The sequence below is a fragment of the Ruegeria sp. N11 genome (assembly GCF_056531525.1).
Window position 1 is genome coordinate 113,101 of the sequence record NZ_JBQFLX010000014.1, and the last position, 21,433, is coordinate 134,533.

Annotated in this window: 17 protein-coding genes; 4 read left to right on the plus strand and 13 right to left on the minus strand. The window is 58.5% G+C overall.

The features are described from left to right. Positions 1 to 21: 21 nt before the first annotated feature. From ACR0J8_RS15845 to ACR0J8_RS15875, 7 genes are all read right to left on the minus strand, one after another. Positions 22 to 1,011: a HupE/UreJ family protein gene (locus ACR0J8_RS15845; protein ID WP_480526107.1), complete on the minus strand. Its 990-nt coding sequence runs from the start codon at positions 1,009 to 1,011 to the stop codon at positions 22 to 24. Then, positions 1,008 to 1,838 (minus strand): peptidyl-prolyl cis-trans isomerase, encoded by an 831-nt coding sequence (locus ACR0J8_RS15850; RefSeq protein WP_480526105.1) that lies wholly within the window; start codon positions 1,836 to 1,838, stop codon positions 1,008 to 1,010. Before ACR0J8_RS15850 ends, ACR0J8_RS15845 begins: the two co-directional genes overlap by 4 nt. 162 nt (positions 1,839 to 2,000) lie before the next feature. After that, complete coding sequence (locus tag ACR0J8_RS15855; RefSeq protein ID WP_480526103.1) at positions 2,001 to 3,923, minus strand: DUF3604 domain-containing protein; 1,923 nt, start codon at positions 3,921 to 3,923, stop codon at positions 2,001 to 2,003. Positions 3,924 to 4,152: 229 nt separating this feature from the next. Beyond that, positions 4,153 to 6,561 (minus strand): GcvT family protein, encoded by a 2,409-nt coding sequence (locus ACR0J8_RS15860; RefSeq protein WP_480891070.1) that lies wholly within the window; start codon positions 6,559 to 6,561, stop codon positions 4,153 to 4,155. Beyond that, positions 6,562 to 7,266 (minus strand): maleate cis-trans isomerase family protein, encoded by a 705-nt coding sequence (locus ACR0J8_RS15865; protein ID WP_480526099.1) that lies wholly within the window; start codon positions 7,264 to 7,266, stop codon positions 6,562 to 6,564. Beyond that, positions 7,259 to 7,684 carry an SRPBCC family protein gene (locus tag ACR0J8_RS15870; RefSeq protein ID WP_480526097.1) on the minus strand — a complete coding sequence of 142 codons (426 nt, stop codon included), beginning with the start codon at positions 7,682 to 7,684 and terminating at the stop codon, positions 7,259 to 7,261. Before ACR0J8_RS15870 ends, ACR0J8_RS15865 begins: the two co-directional genes overlap by 8 nt. Before the next feature lie 356 nt (positions 7,685 to 8,040). After that, positions 8,041 to 10,509: a CoA transferase gene (locus ACR0J8_RS15875; protein ID WP_480891074.1), complete on the minus strand. Its 2,469-nt coding sequence runs from the start codon at positions 10,507 to 10,509 to the stop codon at positions 8,041 to 8,043. Positions 10,510 to 10,626: 117 nt separating this feature from the next. On the opposite strand from ACR0J8_RS15875, the gene ACR0J8_RS15880 reads away from it, so the two are divergent. Beyond that, complete coding sequence (locus ACR0J8_RS15880; RefSeq protein WP_480891077.1) at positions 10,627 to 11,565, plus strand: GlxA family transcriptional regulator; 939 nt, start codon at positions 10,627 to 10,629, stop codon at positions 11,563 to 11,565. Here ACR0J8_RS15880 and ACR0J8_RS15885 read toward each other — a convergent pair. The 3 genes from ACR0J8_RS15885 to ACR0J8_RS15895 form a co-directional block, all read right to left on the minus strand. Next, complete coding sequence (locus tag ACR0J8_RS15885; protein WP_480891080.1) at positions 11,525 to 12,886, minus strand: aspartate aminotransferase family protein; 1,362 nt, start codon at positions 12,884 to 12,886, stop codon at positions 11,525 to 11,527. The two genes, ACR0J8_RS15880 and ACR0J8_RS15885, sit on opposite strands and share 41 nt — an antisense overlap. 16 nt (positions 12,887 to 12,902) lie before the next feature. Then, on the minus strand, positions 12,903 to 13,079 hold the full coding sequence (locus ACR0J8_RS15890) for a hypothetical protein (protein ID WP_170817304.1): 177 nt from the start codon (positions 13,077 to 13,079) through the stop codon (positions 12,903 to 12,905). Positions 13,080 to 13,249: 170 nt separating this feature from the next. Beyond that, complete coding sequence (locus tag ACR0J8_RS15895) at positions 13,250 to 13,705, minus strand: Lrp/AsnC family transcriptional regulator (RefSeq protein ID WP_170805871.1); 456 nt, start codon at positions 13,703 to 13,705, stop codon at positions 13,250 to 13,252. Positions 13,706 to 13,821: 116 nt separating this feature from the next. On the opposite strand from ACR0J8_RS15895, the gene ACR0J8_RS15900 reads away from it, so the two are divergent. Together ACR0J8_RS15900 and ACR0J8_RS15905 are read left to right on the plus strand one after the other, a co-directional pair. Then, positions 13,822 to 15,021: a methionine gamma-lyase gene (locus ACR0J8_RS15900; protein ID WP_480527259.1), complete on the plus strand. Its 1,200-nt coding sequence runs from the start codon at positions 13,822 to 13,824 to the stop codon at positions 15,019 to 15,021. Between the two features lie 14 nt (positions 15,022 to 15,035). Then, positions 15,036 to 17,429, plus strand: a complete 2,394-nt coding sequence (locus ACR0J8_RS15905) for a 1-deoxy-D-xylulose-5-phosphate synthase N-terminal domain-containing protein (RefSeq protein ID WP_480891082.1) — start codon at positions 15,036 to 15,038, stop codon at positions 17,427 to 17,429. 240 nt (positions 17,430 to 17,669) lie between these two features. Here ACR0J8_RS15905 and ACR0J8_RS15910 read toward each other — a convergent pair whose 3' ends face one another. Further along, positions 17,670 to 18,575: a LysR family transcriptional regulator gene (locus tag ACR0J8_RS15910; RefSeq protein ID WP_480527263.1), complete on the minus strand. Its 906-nt coding sequence runs from the start codon at positions 18,573 to 18,575 to the stop codon at positions 17,670 to 17,672. 68 nt (positions 18,576 to 18,643) lie between these two features. Here ACR0J8_RS15910 and ACR0J8_RS15915 point away from each other — a divergent pair, with 68 nt between their 5' ends. Further along, a complete protein-coding gene (locus ACR0J8_RS15915) occupies positions 18,644 to 19,867 on the plus strand; it encodes an NADH:flavin oxidoreductase/NADH oxidase family protein (RefSeq protein WP_480891085.1) in 1,224 nt (407 codons plus the stop codon). 204 nt (positions 19,868 to 20,071) lie between these two features. On the opposite strand, the gene ACR0J8_RS15920 is transcribed toward ACR0J8_RS15915, so the two are convergent. Together ACR0J8_RS15920 and ACR0J8_RS15925 are read right to left on the minus strand one after the other, a co-directional pair. After that, the gene (locus ACR0J8_RS15920) at positions 20,072 to 21,097 is read right to left on the minus strand and encodes an adenylate/guanylate cyclase domain-containing protein (protein WP_480527267.1); all 1,026 of its coding nucleotides are present in this window, start codon (positions 21,095 to 21,097) and stop codon (positions 20,072 to 20,074) included. Next, the gene (locus ACR0J8_RS15925) at positions 21,090 to 21,431 is read right to left on the minus strand and encodes an Hpt domain-containing protein (RefSeq protein ID WP_480527269.1); all 342 of its coding nucleotides are present in this window, start codon (positions 21,429 to 21,431) and stop codon (positions 21,090 to 21,092) included. The genes ACR0J8_RS15920 and ACR0J8_RS15925 overlap by 8 nt, the downstream gene beginning before the upstream one ends. Between the last annotated feature and the right edge of the window lie 2 nt (positions 21,432 to 21,433).

A 21,433-nucleotide genomic window follows, 5' to 3' on the forward strand; every position in this document is an offset into this window, starting at 1 on the left:
CACATATTGCAGCCAACATATTCAGAAGCCACTTACGCGTTCTATGAGCCAATACATCGACACTGAGCCGATGCCATAAGCGGTAACAGTTGTCGCTGTTTGACCAATCGGAACCGCTATGAATCGCCCCGCCGCTATTAGAAGAGCCAAAGCGCCAATGAAACTGAGCTGGCCTGCCTCGACGCCGACATTGAAGGCAAGCAACGCCGCCGGAATATCGCTTGAGGGCAGTCCGATCTCGGCCAAAGCCCCAGCAAAGCCAAGGCCGTGCAAAAGCCCAAATCCGAAACATACGATCCAGGGTTGCTGTTTTGACAACCGGAACCGACCTTCGCCGCCCTTCACAATCTCCATGGCGAGGAAAACGATTGAAAGCGCGATTACAGCCTCGACTGGCGGACCGGGGACATTCAGGACACCGAAGGTTGCAAGCGCCAGAGTTATGGAGTGCGCAAGTGTAAAAGCCGTTACAGCGCCAACCAGCCTCCACGGGTCACGAACCAGAATGAACAGCGCGAAGACAAACAGCAGGTGATCCCAACCTTCCAGTATGTGTTCAAACCCCAACAGGAAATACGCGGAAAAGACTGACCACGTCGTCTGTTCGGAAGGTATTTTCTGGATGGCGGCATCAGGAGTGAAACGAAGGGTCGTCGGCTCGGCTTGCAGAGGGTGCAAACGCACCAATACGTCGTTCTTTTGAGTCTCTAGCCCCTCAATCGCAATGGGTTGGCCAGTGATACCTGCGCCGCACTCGACAACCCATGAAGATACCCAGGCTCTGCCGTCTGAAACCGGGTCCGGGCCCCGCGCCGGGGCGCAGCCATCCGGTAGGACAGCATCAATCGCCATCGGTCGACCGTTCACATCCGGCTTTCGCCAATGAACGCTCCACGTGTCTGAAGCGATTTGGCGAATTTCCAGATAACCCGGATCAAGCGCATGTGCGGTAGCCTTACCTGCCGACGAGGTAAACAGCAGAGCAAAAACAAGACAGACAACTGCTCTCATTTGGCCGGGCCTGAAAGGTCGGGAGCTACAATTTCGTAGTTTCGGGCAAGAGCCTCATATTGCGCCTGCGCCAGATCTTCGCTCGCAGCGCGACGCCAATCCCGCAGTACCACACCGTGGATTTCTGCCAACGAAGGCAGTTGGCTGGGTTCGATGGCGACAACCTTGACCAGATGTACCCCATATCCCGACCGGATCGGTCCGGTCCATTCACCCACGTCCAGCGTTGTCAGACCTTCGGAAAATCCATTTCCAAACACCGAGTCGATGACTCTTGTCGCGGTCATGGGCATTGAAGCGGGCAGCAATGTCGAGCCTCCAAGGCCATCAGGCTCTTGCTGGGCCCGCAGCGCGGTCAGTGCCTGCTCGATTTCTGCGTCGCCTGGCTTTTCACCCAGAAAAACCTGAGTGAAGGCCGATTTGGCAGATGTTGCGTAGCGTTCAGAGTTCTCCTGCAGAAAAGCCTCTAATTCTTCGTCATCCGGAACAACTGATGTGGCGATCGCTTCAGACAGAAAATCCATCTTTTGGCTCAGCCGGGACCTGATGACGGTATCGCCGCGATCAAGGCCAAGCTTTCTCGCTTCTCTGACCAGTACCTCTTCGCGAATTGATGCATCGACCAAGGCTTGCAACTCAGCGTCGCTTGGTCTGCGTTTCCACCTAGCTTCAAACTGAGCTGACAGCAGCGCAACATCGTTTTCGTCGATTGCTATCGTATCAATGTCTTCAACAGCCTCTGCTTCCGGCGCAACCAAATGGAACCAAACGAAAATCGCCGCTCCAATCAAGAAGAAATGGAACAGAGGTTCTTTCAATAATCGCATGAAGGCTCCTGCAAGAAAAACACGATCCGGTTCTATGTATCGATGCTGGCATCACCCGGTTGGGTTTTGCAAGAAACGAACACCCTGTGTGTTTCAGAAAGTTGGTGACAGCACCGGGGCAGAGGTACCTGCCCCGGCTTCCAATTCTGTCCCCAGATTGGATCACTCTTCCGGCGTGTACCAGATCGGAGAGGAATACGCGCGCTCCTGATGCGTCAGAACCGCGTCTTCCGGCAATTCGGCACCGAACCTCAGCTTGTCGTACAGCACCCAGCGTGGTGTAGGGATTTCGATGGCGCGCACGTAGTAAAAGGCCCGCGCATTCGGATCGAAATCAGGATCAGACCAAACCGTAACCAGTTCGGCGGTTCCGATTGTGTTAGTCCAGCTTGCGGTGTCTACATCCACGGTGTTTCCAACCGCGGGAACCTTGCCGTTTTCATCAGCAACACGATCACCCGACCACGCCACATCGTAGACCTTTTCCTGCAAGGCTCCGTCGGAATCGAGCCATCCCTTTACCACTTGCACGCGGTCCAGATTGGCACCAACCGGGTCGCGCAGCGCAGCGATCAGGAATGCGGGCGCACCATCTCCTTCGCGGGGGCGCAGGTCCGAACCCATCGGGACCCCTTTGGTATAGCCGACATCTGCAAGGAAACGGGTTTCAACGTCCGCGTCATTGAAATCCCATCCGCCAAAGAACCGCAGGCCGATCCGGGGACCGGTTGTTGCATAAGTCTCGCGCCGCTTGAACGCATCAAAGATCGCAGCGCGTGTGTTTTCGGTCGCCCAAACGGCCGTGTAGCCGGAAGCGACCAGAAGATCGCCGGGAATTTCACCCAAATCATTGGCAATGAAAGGATGTTTGATCCGCGTGGCCGAAGGTTCAACACTGACAGATTTTCCAAAGAAGTTGTCTTCTTCGGCAGTGGCCAGAGACGTGTGGCTGTCCGTCGCGCCGCCCATACCGAACTTATAGGGGTTAACGCCGAACTTTTCTTCCAGCAACAGACCGCGCTTCAGTGCTTCTCGGGCGTATTCACCGGCCAGCATGTCATCGGTCTTCAGCTCGGTGATATCCAGATTGCCTACATCCCAGTTTTCGTAGTCTGCAAATTCGTCATCCGGGCTCAGGAATGGATGCGCTTCGCCGTCACCCTTGATCTGCGTGACTTCGTAGTGGGGTTCCCATTTCGCACGGGCCGCCACGTATTCCTCATCGACCTTACCGCCGTGATATGTATCTTCGGTCGGGAACATCCACCCGTTTGACAGGTTGCCGTTATGGGCAAAGGCAACAGCACGCCCCCCGGTTTTTTCCTGATACTCTTCAAGCCACGCGTAAAGCGCCTTTGGATCCGTATCGCCGTAAGGCGGCTGCGTCACCGGGGGCACCATCTGAAGCGCTCTGATCGGCCCATCGCGCAGCATGACGTTTCGATGCAAATTGAAACCCTTCGGTACCGAGGTCCACTCGAACCCGATGAAAGCGGTAAAGTCGCCGGGGTCGTTATGCCGCTCGGCCGCCAGTACAATATTCTCCCAGGTGAAGGCGAAAGCGTCGGCACCCGGGCTGTAGGACTCGAGAAGAACTTCCGGCAACGTCATTTGCGAGAAGTTGGTAATAATGTCGAACGCCGTTTTCCCGGCCTCTTCACCGCCGGCTTTGTAACCCTCGTACCATTCCAGACCTTTTGGATCGGCAAGAACACCGGGCTTGCCAGCTTGCAGATCCGGGGCAAATCCCATCAGGTCCGTGTGATCCGTCAGAACCATCCAATCCAACGGCCGGGCCAGCCGGACAGGTTGGCCGGTGGAAGAAATGACCTGCTCACCCTTGGCGAAACGCCATGCATCGTCCGGCAGCAGGGTATTCCCGAAGGCGCCCGCATCCAAGGAAAGCCCCGTGTGAAGGTGCGTGTCCCCCCAAAGCGGGCGTTCGGGAAAAGTCCGGTTGGCATATGGAGAAAACGGTCGGTCCGAGAACAAGTCTTCGGCCGCCTCTTTGCTTGGCACGGCGTCAGAAAGAGCAATTGTCGGCGCAAATACCAATGAGAAAAAACACGCGGATATCCGAAACATAGTGACCTCCCAAATCAACTATACCAACAGAATGGAGGAACTTTTCGCAGCTCCTTAATATTCGATTTTGTTTATATCACAGCGTGTCGATTTCCGTGAAGAATTTTCCGGACCACGATTTTCGTGGTGCTGGAAAGGCAACCGATCCGTTTCCAATTCGAAGTTTCCACCTGCGAACGTTTTACGGTTTTCGCCCAAGCTCGTGACCAGGAACCAGTGCTTTCGGAACTCAGGCGCGCAACCGCTTGTTCTCTGGGTCATAGACGTGGTGGTTGTGACGAACGGCAGATCGAAGTGCGCCAAAAGCTTGAACGTGGCAGCTTTGGCCAATGTCCAGAGTTCCCGTTTCCACATAACCCAGCGCGATAAGACGACCGCTTCGGAACCCCATCGACACGGATGTGAGGTAACCGATTACTCGGTCGCCCAGGATAATGGGATCAGACGGCAACGGATCCGGGCCAGGGTCCGTAAATTCAAGTCCGATGAATTGCCAGGCTGGCACCTCGCGCTTTTGCTGCTTGACAGCTTCGCGCCCTGTGAACGGCCCCTTGTTCAGGTTGGCAAAGCTCGCCAGCCCCGCGTCAAAGAGTGTGTATTCGGTGCCAAAATCAGCAGCCCAGCCGTGATATCCCTTTTCAACCCGCATTGCGTTCAGCGCGTAGGAGCCGAAATTTCGAATACCTTGGTTTTGCCCGGCCTCCCAAATGGCCTGGTAAAGCGTTGTCAGATGCTCGGAAGGGACATGAAGCTCCCAACCCAATTCGCCTACGTAACTCACCCTGAGGGCGGTGACTGGTACGTCGGCGATCGTCGTCTCGGTAACGCTCATCCAGGGCCGGGTCAGGTCGCCGTCTGTCAAAGGCTCAAGAAGCGCACGGGATTTCGGCCCCATGACCAGAAGCGCGCCATCCCGTTCGTAGGGCCAGGTGAGCGTGGCATCGGCGTCGCCTATCTGTCCCGCGATCCAGTCGTAGTCACGGTCCACGGCAAGTGTCGGACCGCAAATTAGAAAGCGGTCATCGGCCAGCCGGGCGATCGTTGCCTCGGACCAGATCTTTCCGTTTGGTGTCAGCATGTAAGACAGGCGCACCCGTCCAACGTCCGGCAGGAAACTACAGAAGACCCTGTTCAAAACCGCGGCCGCATCCGGACCTTCGAGCGTGAATTTGGTAAAGCCGCCATGATCCATGAGACCGACCGCATCCCGAACGGCCTCGCATTCCTTGCGGACCGGCTCATTCCATGCTTCTTCGCCAAAGCTTAGATCATGAGCCTCTGAACCAGGTGCCGGATCAAACCAGAAGGCACGTTCCCAACCGCCGATCTGCCCCATGACCGCGCCCTGTGAAACCAGATGGTCGTAAAGCGGAGACTGCCTGACGGGTCGCCCTGAGGTCAGAATGCGGTGGGGGTAAGGGATCGCATATTGCAGATCGTAATGCTCCGAAGCCCGGCGCGCCGCATAATCCCCGCATGCCCAGTCGCCAAAGCGTCGCGGATCCCAAGCGCTCAGATCCCATTCGGTTTCGCCTGTGGTCAACCATTCGGCCATTGCCTTGCCAATCGCGGCAGAATGCGTGATTCCGATCTGAACACCGGTCGCGTGGAAGAAATTTCGTACGCCACTTGCCGGGCCGACAAGCGGCAGAGCATCCGGCGCATAAGGAATGGGGCCATTCACGAAACGTTGTGCTCCGGCTTGTTCCAGCAGCGGGACATGGCTGCATGCAGCCTCGAACACCGCCATCATCCCGTCGACATCGTCAGCAAAAAGCTGATGGTCAAAATCCCCGGGAACACCATCCATCCAGACAGGTCGACCTTCATGCGCGTAAGAACCCAGCAGGAACGCGTTCCGTTCCCGGCGCAGGTAGAACCTTAGATCCGGGTCCCGGATCAGCGGGAAAAGATCACTGTCCGCGTCCAGCTCAGGCAAAGCGCTCGTAACCATGTATTGGTGTTCCAGGGTCACGACCGGCAGTTTCATTCCGGCAAGCGCGGCGATCTGCGCGCCGCTAGACCCCGCCGCATTGATTACGGTTTCCGCAATCAGGCTGCCAGCCGATGTTTCGACCTCCCAGTCTCCGCTGCTGCGCTGTCTGAGGCCGGTGACTTTGGTATAGCGGCGCACCTCGGCTCCCATGTCCCGCGCGTGTTTGGCCAAGGCCTGCGTCAACTGGCTGGGATCAATATCACCTTCATAGGGGTCCAGAATGCCGCCCAGAACGTCATTCCCCGCCTTCCAGTAAGGGTGCATCTTCTCAATGTCCGACGGTTCCAGCATCGAAAGCTCGAACCCCGCGGATCGCGACACGCCACACAAATGCTGAAACAGCTGCATCCGCTCTGGCGTGTGTGCGGGCCAGATTGCCTTGGTGTGGCGGTAGGTAATCGGTGCATCCGGGTGGGTTGCAAGTTCCTTGTAAAGACGCCAGGCGTAGTTGCCCGCGCGCATCCCCAGCCACGAGTTGGCGTAAGTGGGAATGTTGCCTGCCGCATGCCAGGTCGAGCCAGCCGTCAGCTCATTTTTCTCGAGCAGCAGCGCATCGGTAATGCCCGCCTTGGCAAGGTGGTAAAGGATAGCCGCCCCTACGGCACCGCCACCGATGACGGCGACCTGCACGTGATCCTGCATTCAGTGTTTCTCCAGCAATGTGCCGTAGCCCGGGATCACATCCTTGATGCCGATGGCGCGAAGCGCTTGCCAATACACGGCCGCATTGCATGCAACGATCGGTTTTTCATAGCGCGCTTCCAGTTCCGCGATCAGTGAGATCACAGGCAACGCGGTGCCAACCTGAAGGATGACATCGCAGTCCGATGCAGCCACCTGAGAGAAGACGGCGCGAATATCGTCAAGCGGTGTTTCGCAAATCTCGGGGAGTGTCGGCGCCGCGGTTCCTTTGATCGCGGCAACCTCAAATCCGGCGGCCTCGGTATTGGCTTTTACAACCGCATCCACTTCTGCGCTGAACGGGGTGACAACTCCGACCCGCACCGCCCCAAGTGCGCGAAGCGCCGCGTAGTTGGCCTGCGAAGCGCCCAGCAAACGCACGCCCACCTGGTCAGAGACTTCCGAGCACCGGGCCGCCAGCTTGTCCGGCCCACCCGCCCCTGCATCCGTTGTCAGCCCCACGGCAATTACCCCGGGGTTACAATCCATCAGCTTGGCCGCTTCTTCAGGCAGATCATCCGACACAGCGTCCCCACCAAGGCGAAAGCGCTGCATCTGGTTGGTCACACCGTTCGGCCGCAAAAGCTCCAGCTCCGGCTGCACGACGGTATTCATCGCCGGTGTCATCACGCCGACAATGGCGCGGGGCGCGAGCGTGTCATTCATGCTGGTTCTCCCTGAGATATCGGTTCAAACCTTCCATGCCACCAATGTAGATTGCGTCACCCACGATACTGTCCATCTCGTTTGCGACATCAGGCGCACAGTTAAATCGGCTTTCCCAAATGCCCAGGGTCTGATCGGTATGTGATATCGGGATAAATCGATGCGTCGAAACGTATCCTTCGACGGGAAGCGGACTTTCGAGAATGTCGTAGGTATAGAAGTGGTCGATGTCGGAATGCGCAAGCAGGGTCTCGCGAAACACCGTCCCGTCGCGAATTTGCAGGCTGCGAATTGACCCGGTCGTGGTCGGCGCTCCATTTTCCAAAGTGGCCTTATCCACTGCGGGGTTCCAGGCTGCTAACCCGTCAAAGTTTCGGACGGCCTGCCAGACCCGATCGATATTTGCATCTATGATCATACTGCGAAAAACGTGCATCTTTTCCCTTTCAGTGACCCAAGCGAGTGGTAAATCGCGTGAATATCCTTTGTGTCGTTCAACGGAGATGTGAGGGCGCGATCCCATATTGATTGTGCACCAACTTCGCGCCAATCGTCCACGCTCGGGCGGTCTGCGAGGCGACGACAACAGCCGTGGATCTGGACACTCATGGGCCTTACGCCTCGCGCGAGGATCATGTGACACTTACCTTGGTCGACTGATTGCTGGTCCGAAAGCGCTGCGTCGAGCGCGCATCGGGCCGATGTCCGTTAGATGGATCCAATAGCCCACTCCGCTTGCCCGAGGTCAGTCCGACCCCTCGGGACTCTCTGCCCTTATTCGGGAAGGTATTTGTCGGACCACTGCGTTGCCGCTGCCCCGGTCTTGATCATGTGGTCAACTGCATCTTCGGCCAACCCGGTCCGCGCCAGGATTTCGCGCGTGTGGGCCCCATATTTTGGCATGTGCGAAGGCACGGTGATACGGCCCTTTTCCGGGCGCACCGCATTTGGCGCCACCAGATCAGTCCAGCGGCCCATCGGATGCCGGTCGTGGCGGATCACGCGGAATGTCGCCTGTGACAGATCAACCTCTCCACCTCTTTCCGGTTGCAGGGCGGCATCGCGGGTCTCGTGCAGCGACCCTAATGGAACAACGGCGCTGGACGAAGCGGCGAATGCTGCTTTCCAAAAGGCCACGGGACGTTCGCGGAAGCGCGATGCCAGGCCGGCCTGCACTTCACACTCCGATAGATTGGCAAGGTCAGCAAGTTTGGGGATATTCGTCAAAGCCTTCTCTTGCTCGGTTGGAGCGGCGAAGAACATCCAGCCGTCCGCTGCTTTATAGCAATGATAGAACGGCCCCCAGCCCAGCGCCTGACGCCCCGAAGGTTCGTCAAACGACGCCCGCCCGTCATAATCATACATGAACTGGGCCTGAATCAGGTTGCCCGCAGCCGCCAGCGAGGCGCGCGCAATGCCGCCCTCTCCTGTCTGGTCCAGCCGCGTCAGCGCCCCGCCAAGCGCCACGCAGGCACAGTACCCGGTCAAAACGTCGATCGTGCCGAAATGCGCGTGCTCTTCAGGCGTTTCCATGCCGCCGCCAAAACGCACCATGACACCGGTGGCCGCCTGGGCCAAATCGTCATAGCCAAGGTGGTTGGACTTCGGCCCGATCTTCGGCCCACCAAATGCGTCCAGCTGAACCAGGATCAGCTTCGGATTGATGCTTTTTAATCGGTCCGGCGACAACCCCAGCGCATCGCGCTGCGCATCGGTGCCGTTCATGGTGATGACGTCGGATTCAGCGATCAGGCGCGCCAGAGCCTCTTGCCCTTCGTCGCTGCGCAGGTTCAAAAGAATGCTCTTCTTGCCGCGATGCGCGTGCATGCCAAAGACAACCGCATTCCAGGGGTCTACCGACGGATCGACCGGTTGTACCAAAGTGACTTCGGCACCGAACCGTGCAAGGGTCGAGCCGATGGTGGGGCCGGCGATGACATTGGTCAGGTCCAGAACCTTCAGCCCGTCCAGCCAGCCCTGTCCGGCGGGGTCAGTGACCGCCGAGGCCCGGGGCGCTTCGGACAGAAGCGCGGCAAGATCGGCAGGCTTGGCCGCGTGCTTGACCCGAGCCTCGGCATCTTCTGCCAGCCACGCGACATTGCCCATCTGACGCATCCTGCCGTGCACGGGATGTTCGACTTCCAGCACAAGGCCCGAAGCCAGCGCGTGCGGATCATTCAGCCATTCCTGTGAGGATCGCTGGGCCGTTGCCGGTGCTTTCGATGCCCCAAACAGCGCCTCCCACTCGTGGGCCGGACGGGTCAGAAAGGCCTCTTTCATCGCGGTGGATACGCGGGCGCGGTCCGAAACGCCGACCGGATAGTTGCGTGAAGACCATTCCGCGGGCCAGTCTTTCTGATCCAGATAGGCGTCGAAGTCCGGCAGGCTTTCAACCACATCGCCAAGCCCAAGCGTTCGAAGCGCGCGTTCAGGATGGCCCTTGATGCTGCATGCCACAACATAAAAACCCCGGCCGTCTGCGCAGGGGTAGGTCCGGTAGAACGGGTCGAGGAATTCCGACAATTCCGAAAACTCCAGATTCAGCGGCAGACCTTCTGCCGCGCGCCGTTCCAGTTCAACCTCGCGCGGGGATTTGTAGCGATCCGGATAGTCCTCGATTTGCTGACAATTGTAGACCAGCCCCTCCAGGAGGGCCGAGGCCAGCGGAACCTCGATATGATCCCCGCCATTTCTGCCCCGCGCGCGAAGTGCAAACAGCACCGACATGGCACCAAACGTCGCCCCGTAGGCCGAAGCCAGCCCCAGCGGAGTGAAGGATGGGTTGATCCCCATCAGCCGGCGGTTCAGGCCCATATCCGTGAACTGCCCTGTGCGCGCAGCGATCACTGCCTCCCACGCTGCAATATCGGCCAGTTCCGGATCGGTTGAGGCAAAGCCGGGCATCGATAGTGAAACAACGGCGGGATTTGCCTGCCGCAGGGCGTCCGGTCCCAGACCAAGACGTTTCATCACACCCGGCCGGAAATTGTCGATGACAACATCGGCGCGCTGAACAAGTTGCAGAGCTGTCTGAAGACCGCCTGGCGATTTAAGGTCCAATTCCAGGTTGGATTTTCCACGTGACAGCATATCCGATGCGGGTGATTTCAGGCGCGGTCCGCCCGGAGGATCAATGCGGATCACATCCGCCCCCATATCGGCCAACATCATCCCGACCAGCGGCCCGGCCAGATATTGGCCGAAATCAAGAACCCGAATGTTCGAAAGCGGTCGGTCGCGCATGGTGGTCAGGCCCTTTTGCCGGTGTGGTTGGTTCGACTGCAAATTGGGGAAAGCGTAGTCTTGAATTTTCTGCGGGTGTTGTCCTAATTTGCCAAAAAACATCCCTAATCGGACGAAATGCTGGCACTCAAAATCAACGTCCTGCTGTTTGACAAGTTTTCCAACATGCTGCTGGCCTGCCTGTTGGAGCCGCTGCGCGTTGTTCGGGATCAGACCGGCGCCGACATCCACTGGTCTATTGTGACGCCTGACGACGATGCAGTTCGCAGCTCCAGTGGTCTGCGTCTTTCGCCGGACGTCACTTTGGTTGACGCGGGCGCCTGCGATCTGTTGATGGTGGTCGGCGGAGACGAGTTCAGGCAGAACGCCTCGAAGCCGGCCAGCAGAAAATGCGTCGCGCTGACCAGACAGGCGGAGACGGTCATCGGGGCGGACACCGGAGCGTGGTTTCTTGCTTCCTGGGGATTGCTGGACGGGCGTCGGGCAACCCTGCACTGGCAAACGCTGACTGAGTTTTCGGAGGCGTTTCCAAATGTCGAGACCCTGCCGGACAGATTTGTCCGCGACGGTCCGATCTGGACCTGCGGCGGCGCGTCGACGGCCATGGATTTGATGATCGCCCTGATTTCGGAACGATACGGTGACGCGCTGGCGCATGATGCAGCCAGCATGTTCCTGCATGACGGTGCGCGGTTCGATGGGCTTGGACACAGCGCCATGCAACCCAAAGGGTCGGAAAACCTGCGGCGCTGCATTTCCATAATGGCAGAAAATGACGAGGCTCCGATGCAAATCGTGGACCTCGCGCGGCGGGCCAACCTTTCGGTTCGGTCCATCTCGCGCATCTTTGTCAAAGAGCTTGGGATGCCGCCCCAACGCTATTACCAGTTGATGCGCCTGTCGCGCGCCCGCGACCTGGTTGCGCACACGAACCTTGTTCTGGACGAGGTTGCGATGCGCTGTGGCTATTCCTCCGCACAGTCTTTGTCCAAGGCGTTTTCACGGCAGTTCGGCGTCAGCATCGGATCGACGCGCAAGCACAAGCAAATGTGGTGATCTGCCCGGTACGGTGACGCCACTGCGTCTCGTTGAGAACCGGTTTGATCTCTTCCAGTGCGCGGTCGAACGCATTCAGGGTGTCCGTGACATCATCGTCACTATGCGCGGCCGATGTTACGGCGCTCATCGCGGACATCAGGTCAACGCCGTTGCGGTTCAGAGCATCCTGTAGCCCCGCGACCAGCTTGGGTGCGGGTCCGCGAATGGTCGCGGCGGGTATCCCGTCCATCGACCCTTCGTGCGGCCCGAACCAGAGGTGGAACGTCGAGCTTTCGCCATAGCACAACCCTTCGATGCCGTGTTTGGAGAACAGCGCGTTCACGCCACTCCGAATATCCGCTGCGATCCTGTCCGCATGGCCCTGGGCCGAACCATCCGCCAAAAGGTCCATCATCACCGATCCGGTTGCGGCCACGATGGGCGCTCCGTTGAAGGTTCCCTGGTGCAGCACCGCCGGTGTGTGTCCCCGGGCCGTGACGGACGGGTCGAGCATCGCCATGACCTCGGCCGTGCCGCCGACGGCACCTCCCGGCATACCGCCGGTGACGATCTTGGCCATGGTCGTCAGGTCGGGCGTGGTTCCGGCCAGCGCCTGACGCCCACCTGAGGACCAGCGGAAGCCAGTGATGATCTCGTCCAGGATCAGCAGGCCGCCATTTCGATGCGCGGCGGATTGGGCGGCTCCCAGAACCGCCTGCGCCATCGGCACTGCGCCGTAATTGGCGCCCGAGGCTTCGATAATCACCGCAGCATAGTCCTTGGTGGCGAGCATCCTGTTCAACATGTCCGCATCAGGCGGGCAGATGTCGGTCAGCGCTGCGACGGCTGCGGGAACGCCCAGCGATGGCGGCACATCCGATCCCGGTTTTGACCCCTTCAGAACGTGATCATGCCAGCCATGGTAATGCCCGTCCACGCGAAGGATCTTGTCACGGCCGGTGAAGGCGCGTGCGATGCGCAGGGCCAGCATCGTTGCTTCGGTTCCGGACGCGGTGAAGCGGACCCGCTCTACCGACGGAATCAGATCGCAGATCTTGCGTGACCAGTCGACCTCGATCGGGTTGCAGTCAGCCGCAAAGATCGCTTGCGTCGCTTGCGCCTGCAGGGCTTTGACAATTTCGGGGTGGCAATGGCCCATCATCTGGCTGGCCGCACCCATCTTGAAATCGATATATCGATTGCCATCAGCGTCCCACTTATGCGCGCCCAGCGCACGGGTGATATAGATCGGGTTCGGCAAGCGCCAGCGATAGCGGTGCGAGATGCCCCCGGGCATCGATTGTCGGGCTTGCTGAAACAGGTCGCTGGATTTGGTCATCTGTCCTTCTTGCCCTTCACCAAATTTGCCCGCCGCGGGCCGAGTGGCCCCGGCTGTCAGCACGTTTCTTTCCAGCAGCGTCGGCCCGCGCGGCCTCAGCCAGATGCCGCGATGTCGAACAATCGACTGCGCCCGCACCAAAGATCGCATCGCGCATGTGACCAGCCACGCCACCCTCCTGCTTTTCAGCCACTCTGGCGACAAGGAAACAATCGGGCAAGACGACTTTTCGGTAACGGGTTCTCCGGCCTTCCGGTGCTGCAGAACGGACCAGGCAGGCTTGGCTTACAAAGCCCTTGGCCACAGAGCCCGATGTGAGGCGCGTGCATCTACGTGGGCGCGAAACGGACAGAGCGTTGCCGATCAGGTGGATGGGAAAACGGCTGTTTTCTTTACCGTTCCATAGACAAAGCTGGTATCGATGGAGGCGATACCGCCAATCGGGTGTATGCGATTGCGGATAAAGTCTTCGTAAGCCTCGAGATCCGAAACAAGAACGCGCAACTGATAGTCCATGGCGCCGGTCAGCACGTGGCATTCGAGAACTTCCTCGATCATCCGAATCCGACCTTCAAAATTCTGGACATCCGTTTCGTTGTGCCGCTCCAGCCGGATACGCACAAAGACGGTAATGGCCATCCCATATGCGGCGGCGTCCACATCTGCGCTGTATCCCTTGATGATCCCACTGGCCTCAAGGTTCTTGACCCGGCGCAGGCAGGGCGACGGCGAGAGGCTGACCGCATCCGCAAGATCCTGATTGGTCATGCGCCCATCCCGTTGGAGGGCACGGATGATCTGTCTGTCCTTGGCGTCCATTTTCCTTCCTACGATTGGCAGATCCTGCCAATTTTGACCTCTATGTTGGTATAATTCGCAACCCTTCACCCAAAGTAAAGGCGCAAACTGGCTTCAACTGGAATCAGGAGTTTGTCATGACCCGCTCAACCGGCTTTGCTACCCGCGCCATCCACCATGCTTACAACCCGTTGGAAAATGACGGCGCGCTGACCCCGCCGCTGCATTTGACCTCGACCTTTTCCTTCGAAACGGCCGAGGCCGGCGGCGAGATGTTCGCAGGTGAACGCCAAGGCCATATCTACAGCCGTATTTCGAACCCCACATGCGATCTTCTGGAACGCCGGATTGCGGTGCTCGAAGGGGCTGAGGCCGGGCTGGCCCTTTCCAGCGGCATGGGTGCCATTACCGCAGTGCTTTGGACCCTGCTCTCGCCAGGCGACGAAGTTATCGTCGACAAGACACTCTATGGCTGCACCTTTGCGTTCATGCGCCACGGGTTGGCGAAATGGGGCGTCACGATCACGCATGTCGATATGACGGACCCTGAAAACCTGCGTGCCGCTGTGTCGGACAAAACGCGTGTGGTCTATTTTGAAACGCCGGCAAACCCGAATATGCGGCTTGTGGACATTGCCGCCCATTCAAAGATCGCACACACGGTCGGCGCAAAGGTCGTGGTCGACAACACTTATGCCAGCCCATATCTGACCCGACCGATTGAACACGGTGCCGACATCGTTCTGCATTCCGCCACCAAATACCTTGGCGGGCACGGAGACGTGGTTGCTGGCCTGGTCGTGGGCTCGGCGGAACAGATTGCCGAGATCCGCCTGGTCGGGATGAAGGACATGACCGGCGCGGTGATGGCGCCCTTCAACGCGATGCTGATCCTGCGAGGGCTGAAGACCCTGAATTTGCGGATGGACCGCCACTGCGCATCGGCTGAAGTTGTCGCTGAATATCTCGAGGCCCACCCCGCTGTCGGTGACGTATCTTTCCCTGGTCTCAAGAGTTTTGCCCAACATGATGTTGCGCAGCGCCAGATGTCGCAGCCCGGAGCCATGATTGCGTTTGAAATCAAATCCGGCCTGTCCGGCGGGATCGAATTCATGAACCGACTGACCATGATCCAGCGCGCAGTCTCGCTGGGTGATGCGGAAACCCTGATCCAGCACCCGGCCTCGATGACCCATTCGACATACACCCCGGAAGAGCGGGCCGAGCATGGAATCAGCGATGGCCTTATCCGCCTGTCAGTTGGGCTTGAAGACGTCGAAGACATCCTTGCAGACCTGGAGCAGGCTTTGCCCTACCCTGCCCGCAGCGCCGCCTGAACCCGGAGACCGCCATGCACATTGATCCCACCCAGTTGAAAATCGTTGAACAACGCCTGCTGTGGTTGTCGCATTGGATGATCCACCATGCCAACCATGTCCGACCAAAGGTGGATGGGATCAAGATCGGTGGCCATCAGGCTTCGTCCGCCTCGATGGTATCGATCATGACGGCGCTCTATTTCTCGGCCCTGCGGCCGGAGGACAGAGTCGCCGTCAAACCCCACGCGTCGCCGGTCTTTCACGCGATGCAGTACCTCATGGGCAACCAGACCCGCGAGAAAATAGAAAACTTCCGCGGATTTGGTGGTGTTCAGAGCTACCCCAGCCGAACCAAGGATATCGATGACGTAGACTTCTCGACCGGGTCAGTGGGCCTGGGTGTCGCAATCACCTCGTTTGCCTCGATCATTCAGGATTACATCAAGGCCAAAAGCTGGGGCGCAGACGCCCCATTGGGTCGCATGGTTGCACTGGTCGGCGATGCCGAGTTGGACGAAGGCAATATCTACGAGGCGTTGCAGGAAGGGTGGAAGAACGACCTGCGCAACACCTGGTGGATCATCGACTACAATCGCCAGTCGCTGGACGGGATCGTACGCGAAGGGCTGTTCGAGCGGATCGAGAAGATCTTTGATGCTTTTGGCTGGGATGTCGTACGCGTGAAATACGGCGTCCTGCAATGCGCTGCATTCGAAGAGCCCGGCGGGGACCGGCTGCGGAACTGGATCGACGCCTGCCCCAATCAGGATTATTCGGCCCTGACGTTCATGGGCGGCGCGGTGTGGCGCCAGCGCCTGATGGACGATCTGGGCGATCAGGGAGACGTCACGGCGCTGATCGAACGGCGCACGGACGCGGAACTGGCGGCCTTGATGGAAAACCTCGGTGGCAACTGCGTCGAGACCATGTCCCGGACATTTGCCGCGATCGACCATGATCGCCCGACTTGCTTTCTAGCCTATACGGTAAAGGGCTGGGGCACGCCCATTGCCGGTCACAAGGACAACCACGGCGGGTTGATGAACAACAGTCAGTTTGCCGCGTGGCAGGCCCATATGGGCGTGCTTGAGGGTGAGGAATGGAATCCGCTCGCTGCAGTTGAGGACCCTGAAGCCCTGAAAGACTTCCTGTCCAAAACGCCATTCTTTGCCAAAGGTCCTCGGCGCTATCTTGATGACAAGCTGGATGTGCCGCCAATAGGGATCGACACCAGCCGTGAGATTTCAACCCAGATGGCTTTCGGCAAGATTCTGGACGCCTTGTCCAAGGGCGACAGCCAACTGGCCGAACGCATTGTGACAACGTCGCCTGACGTAACCGGCACCACCAATCTTGGGCCATGGGTGAACCGTCGCAAGCTTTTCGCGCGTTCCGAACAGACCGACGCCTTTGTCGAACATCGTATCCCCTCGACGGCCAAATGGGAGTTCACGCCGGAAGGGCAGCATATCGAGCTCGGGATCGCTGAAATGAATCTGATGCTGTTGCTGGGCGCGGCGGGTCTTTCGCATTCCCTGTTTGGAAAGCGGCTGATCCCGATTGGAACGGTTTATGACCCCTTTGTCTGCCGCGGACTCGATGCATTGAACTATGCCTGCTACCAGGACGCGCGCTTCATACTGGTGGGCACGCCGTCGGGGGTTACACTGGCTCCGGAAGGTGGGGCGCACCAGTCCGTCGGCACCCCCCTGATCGGGATGAGCCAGGATGGGTTGGCCGCATTTGAACCCGCCTTTGCCGACGAGTTGGCGGTGATCATGGAATGGGCCTTCGACTACATCCAGCGCGACGGCGAGGGACAACCGGACGAGCGCACCTGGCTGCGTGATGAAACCGGAGGGTCGATCTACCTGCGCCTGACGACCAACCCGATCGAACAGCCCGGCAAACGCTTGGACGACGAATTCCGTCAGGGTGCGATCGATGGGGCCTATTGGCTACGCAAACCTGGGCCCAATTGCGAGGTCGTAATCGCCTATCAAGGGGCAATTGCACCAGAGGCGATCAAAGCCGCAGGAGCAATTGGTGAAGGCCGTCGGGACATCGGTGTTCTGGCCGTCACGTCCGCCGATCGGTTGAATGCCGGATGGACCGCCGCCCAACGGGCACGGTCACGCGGAAACAAGGCGGCGCTGTCCCACATCGAAGCCCTGATGTCTGACCTTCCGCGTCACTGCAAACTGATCACGGTGATCGACGGGCATCCTGCGACCCTGTCCTGGCTGGGGTCCGTGCATGGACATCCGACGATTCCAATGGGTGTCGAGCACTTCGGTCAGACCGGCACGATCGGCGACCTCTATCGTCACCACTGCATTGACGCCGATGCCATCATCGAAAAGGTGAGCGGATTGACAGATGGGAAACCAATGCACCAACCGAGCATCGGCCTTGTTAGGGACTGACACCCTCTGATCGCAGCGTTTTGCAGGGTGAGGCCCCTTGGTCAAAGACGTCTCACCTCGGCGTGAAATTGCGACCCAAGTATTGCCGGTTTGATTTCGACCAGCTTGCGCCGATCCTTGCAATTCGGACCGGACCTCTGGGTCTTCTTCTTGATCCCGGAAACCATCTCCAATCCGACGGCAACCGGGCTGTTGCTGTTCGGAAATCAATTTGAAAAGGCCAGCCAAATTTTCAGCCTGCTATCCGTGACCGAATTCCTTGTCCGCGAAACCATCCACGAGGAAGTCAATCAGGGCCCGAACGCGCCGTGGCAGGAAGGGCATTTCCGGTCGCAGTACGAAGACCCCACCGCCGGCGCTAGGCTCCGCGTGATCCGACAGAACCGGACACAGGCGACCTGTGCGCAAGTCGTCGGATATCAGAAACTCCGGCAACCACGCTATGCCGCGTCCCGCACGGCACGCCGAACGGAGCGCTTCCAGACTATTGCAAGAAAACCCCGACCCGAGCCGCGACATGCCGCCACCCGTTCGTTTGAAGCCCCAATCCGACAGATGTTTTTCCGGCCCGAGGCGCAGGCATCTGTGCGCAGTCAGGTCCTCGGGTTCCAGCGGAACTCCGCTCCGCTCAAGATAACCGGGCGCGGCACATGGGATCCGCTGATTGTCCATCAGTTTCCGTGACACGAAGGACGAGTCCGGCAAGACGCCGCTGCGGATCGCGAGATCGAAGCCGTCGCCCACCAGATCAATGATCTTGTCCGTCAGCAACAGCTCGATTTCGACTTCGGGATTAAGCCCCATGAATTCGATCACCAGTGGGACAACATGTAATTGGCCAAGAGCCGCCGAGCTTGTCACACGGATCACACCGCGCAGGTTGCCGGCATCATCGGCAATGTCCTCTTCCAAGGCTGTCAGGCGGGCAAGAAGATCCCTCGCTTCCTCTACATATCGTTGTCCGGCCTCCGTCAATGCCATGCGCCGGGTCGAGCGGACAAGAAGCGGCACCCGCAACCTCTGCTCCAACAGGTGCACCCGTTTGCCCACCGCAGACGGGGTGTACCCCAACACGCGGGCTGCGGCCGAAAAACTGCCGTGGTCAACCACGGCCAGAAGGATTTCCAGTTCCGTTTTTTGCGGCATCTATTCCAAAAACTATTAAAAGTTGATCCAAGATACCGGATTATCGGCACATACTTTCCAAATTATCTATGGTGGAGGCCAATAAACCAAGGAGAAATACCTTGCCCATCGCTTCGAACACCTCCCTTTTTAGCCCGCTCACCCTGCCGAACGGGCGTGTCTTGAAGAACCGGATCGTCAAATCGGCCATGTCGGATTCGCTGGCGGATGGCCGGGGCAACCCGACCGCTGCCCAGATGCGTCTCTATGAACGCTGGGCCGAGGGTGGTTTGGCGGCGTCGATCATCGGTGAAGTGCAGGGGGATCCGCGTTACCCCGAAAAACCGGGTAATCTCGTGCTCGACGAGGCGGCCGATATGGCGGCTTTCCGGGATCTGGCCCGCCGTGGCTCGGTCAACGGGGCACAGCTTTGGCTGCAACTTGGCCACGCCGGGGCGCTCACGCATCGACCGATCGGTCATCCTAAAGGCCCAAGCGCAATCGATTTCCCTGATTTCAGTAGCGAAGAGATGTCGCTTTCCGAGATCAGGACCATTCCAGAGAGTTTTGCCCGCACAGCCCGTCGGTCTGCCGATCTGGGGTTTGGCGGTGTCCAGATCCATGCAGCGCACGGATTTTTGTTGAGCCAGTTCCTCTCGCCCCTCTTCAACCGTCGAACGGATGCCTATGGTGGCCCGATCCACGCGCGGATGCGGTTGCTGATCGAAACCGTTGAGTCTGTGCGCTCTGCGGTGCCGTCTGATTTCACAGTCGCGGTCAAACTGAACGCCACTGACCAGCTTGACGGCGGACTGACGGAACAAGACGCGCTCAGGGTGGTTGCCGGGTTGGACGGCAAAGGCGTCGATCTGCTGGACATCAGCGGCGGGACCTATTTTCCCGGCGCGCCATCTAGTTCCGAACGGTCAACCAAAGGTCCCTACTTCCTCGACTTCGCGCGCGCCGCACGGCGGTTGACCAAGACCCCACTCATGGTGACCGGAGGGTTCAAGCATCGATCAGAAGCAGACGCCGCAGTCAAATCAGGGGATGTGGATGCGGTCGGCATAGCACGCGGTTTCATCCTGGACCCTGATTTGCCCAGCACTTGGCAGGCTGGGAAGAGGGACCCGGTCTTCCCTCGCTTCGCCACTTTGCCGCCGGGTGGGATGACCGCATGGTTCACAATGCGAATGACGGATTTTGGAGAAGATCGGGAAGGGCTGGTGGATCGGGATATTTTCCAGGCTATCGCCGAATATGAAAACCGCGACGATCAGCGTGTAGGGATTTGGAACGAGAAGTTTGTTTGACCCCCCTGCCTCCGAACACGCCAAACATAATCGACGAGGGCGTAGATACTGTCGTGGCTTCTTCGACGATCTATTCCGAAAAGCGCCAACATCGCAAAACCACTGTCTATCCGGAAGATGTTTTGGGAACTTCTATAATGTTGGCTTCACACCTCTGAAACCAATCAAAAAAAACGGACATTTGCCCCAGGTTTGCTCGACCCTTCAAAGCGCGTGAATGTCGAACGGATCAGAGAAACCTTTGATCTTCGTTCCGCCGAATGTCTTCTCCACATGGGCGCCTTCCAACAGCCCCAGTGTTTCCTGATCTATCAAAATTCGGCTACCGGTTCGCTGAGTTTCCGCTTCAAGACGGGCCGCAAGGTTTACGGTCGATCCGATGCAAGTATACGTCGCCCGGTTATCCGTGCCGGCATATCCGGCAACAACCTCGCCGGTTGCGATTCCGATGCCGATCTTCAACGCATCTTTCCCTTCCGCGCACCGTTCGAGATTTAGCATTTCGATCATGTTGTGCATCTCATGCCCCGCCGCCACGGCACTTTGCGCAGAGTTGGGCAGGGGTTGCGGAACCCCGAAAAGCGCCATCAAACCGTCGCCCAGCATCAGGCTGACAATGCCGCCATTGCTGGTCACAGCCTCGAACATCAAAGTGTAGAAGGTATTGAGCAGATCAATGGTTTCCTCCGGCGCTAGGTTTTCCGACAATGTCGTGAAGCCGCGGATATCGCAAAACAAAACCGACGCGTTGGCACGTTTTCCGCCGATGGCAAAGCCAGACGCTTGCAGGTCCTGGGCTACTTCGGTGGTTGCAAAGCGTTCAAGCAGACGTTTCTGTTCGTCCCGCAGTCTTTTCTTTTCGAGGCCACTGGAAACGCGTGCACTGAGAAGTGTCTTGTTGACCGGTTTCGGCAAGTAGTCTTCGGCCCCCAATTCAATGCAGCGCACCACATTGTCGAGCCCTTCGACAGATGAGGTCACAATCACCGGCAAATCGCGCAGGTCGGTGTCCGACTTGATCGCCTCCAGAACCTGGAACCCGTCCATTTCCGGCATTTCGATATCCAGAAGAAGCAGGTCGAAAGGCTGACTGGACAGCATCTCCATCGCAACCCGACCGTTTTCCGCCACCGAAGCCTGGTGACCCAAAAGCTCGACATTCCGGGACAACAGCAAGCGATTGACCTTGTTGTCGTCGACGATGAGCAGATGTCCGGGGGCGTCAGTCATCAATCAAGCTCCGAAGGGCCGCTGCTGCGGTGTTAAGGGCCACCTCCAACGCATTCGCATCCGTAAGATCGCCGGCCACGGGCGGCTTTCCAAGCTCGGCTTTCCTCGCCATCTCGGCAAGCGCCGTTGCACCAAATGTGTTTGCATTGGATTTGATGGAATGTGCGGCCCGACGGTATCTGTCGGCATCGGCCGCGCCCGCGGCTGCCTTCAATTCGCTTATCATTCCGGGGGCTTCGTCGAGAAAGGTGTTCACAAGCTCGGCAGCAAAGTCTTCGCCTGTCGCGTCTTTGAGTTCCATGAAGATTTCATGATCAATTGGGCTATCTGTCATGG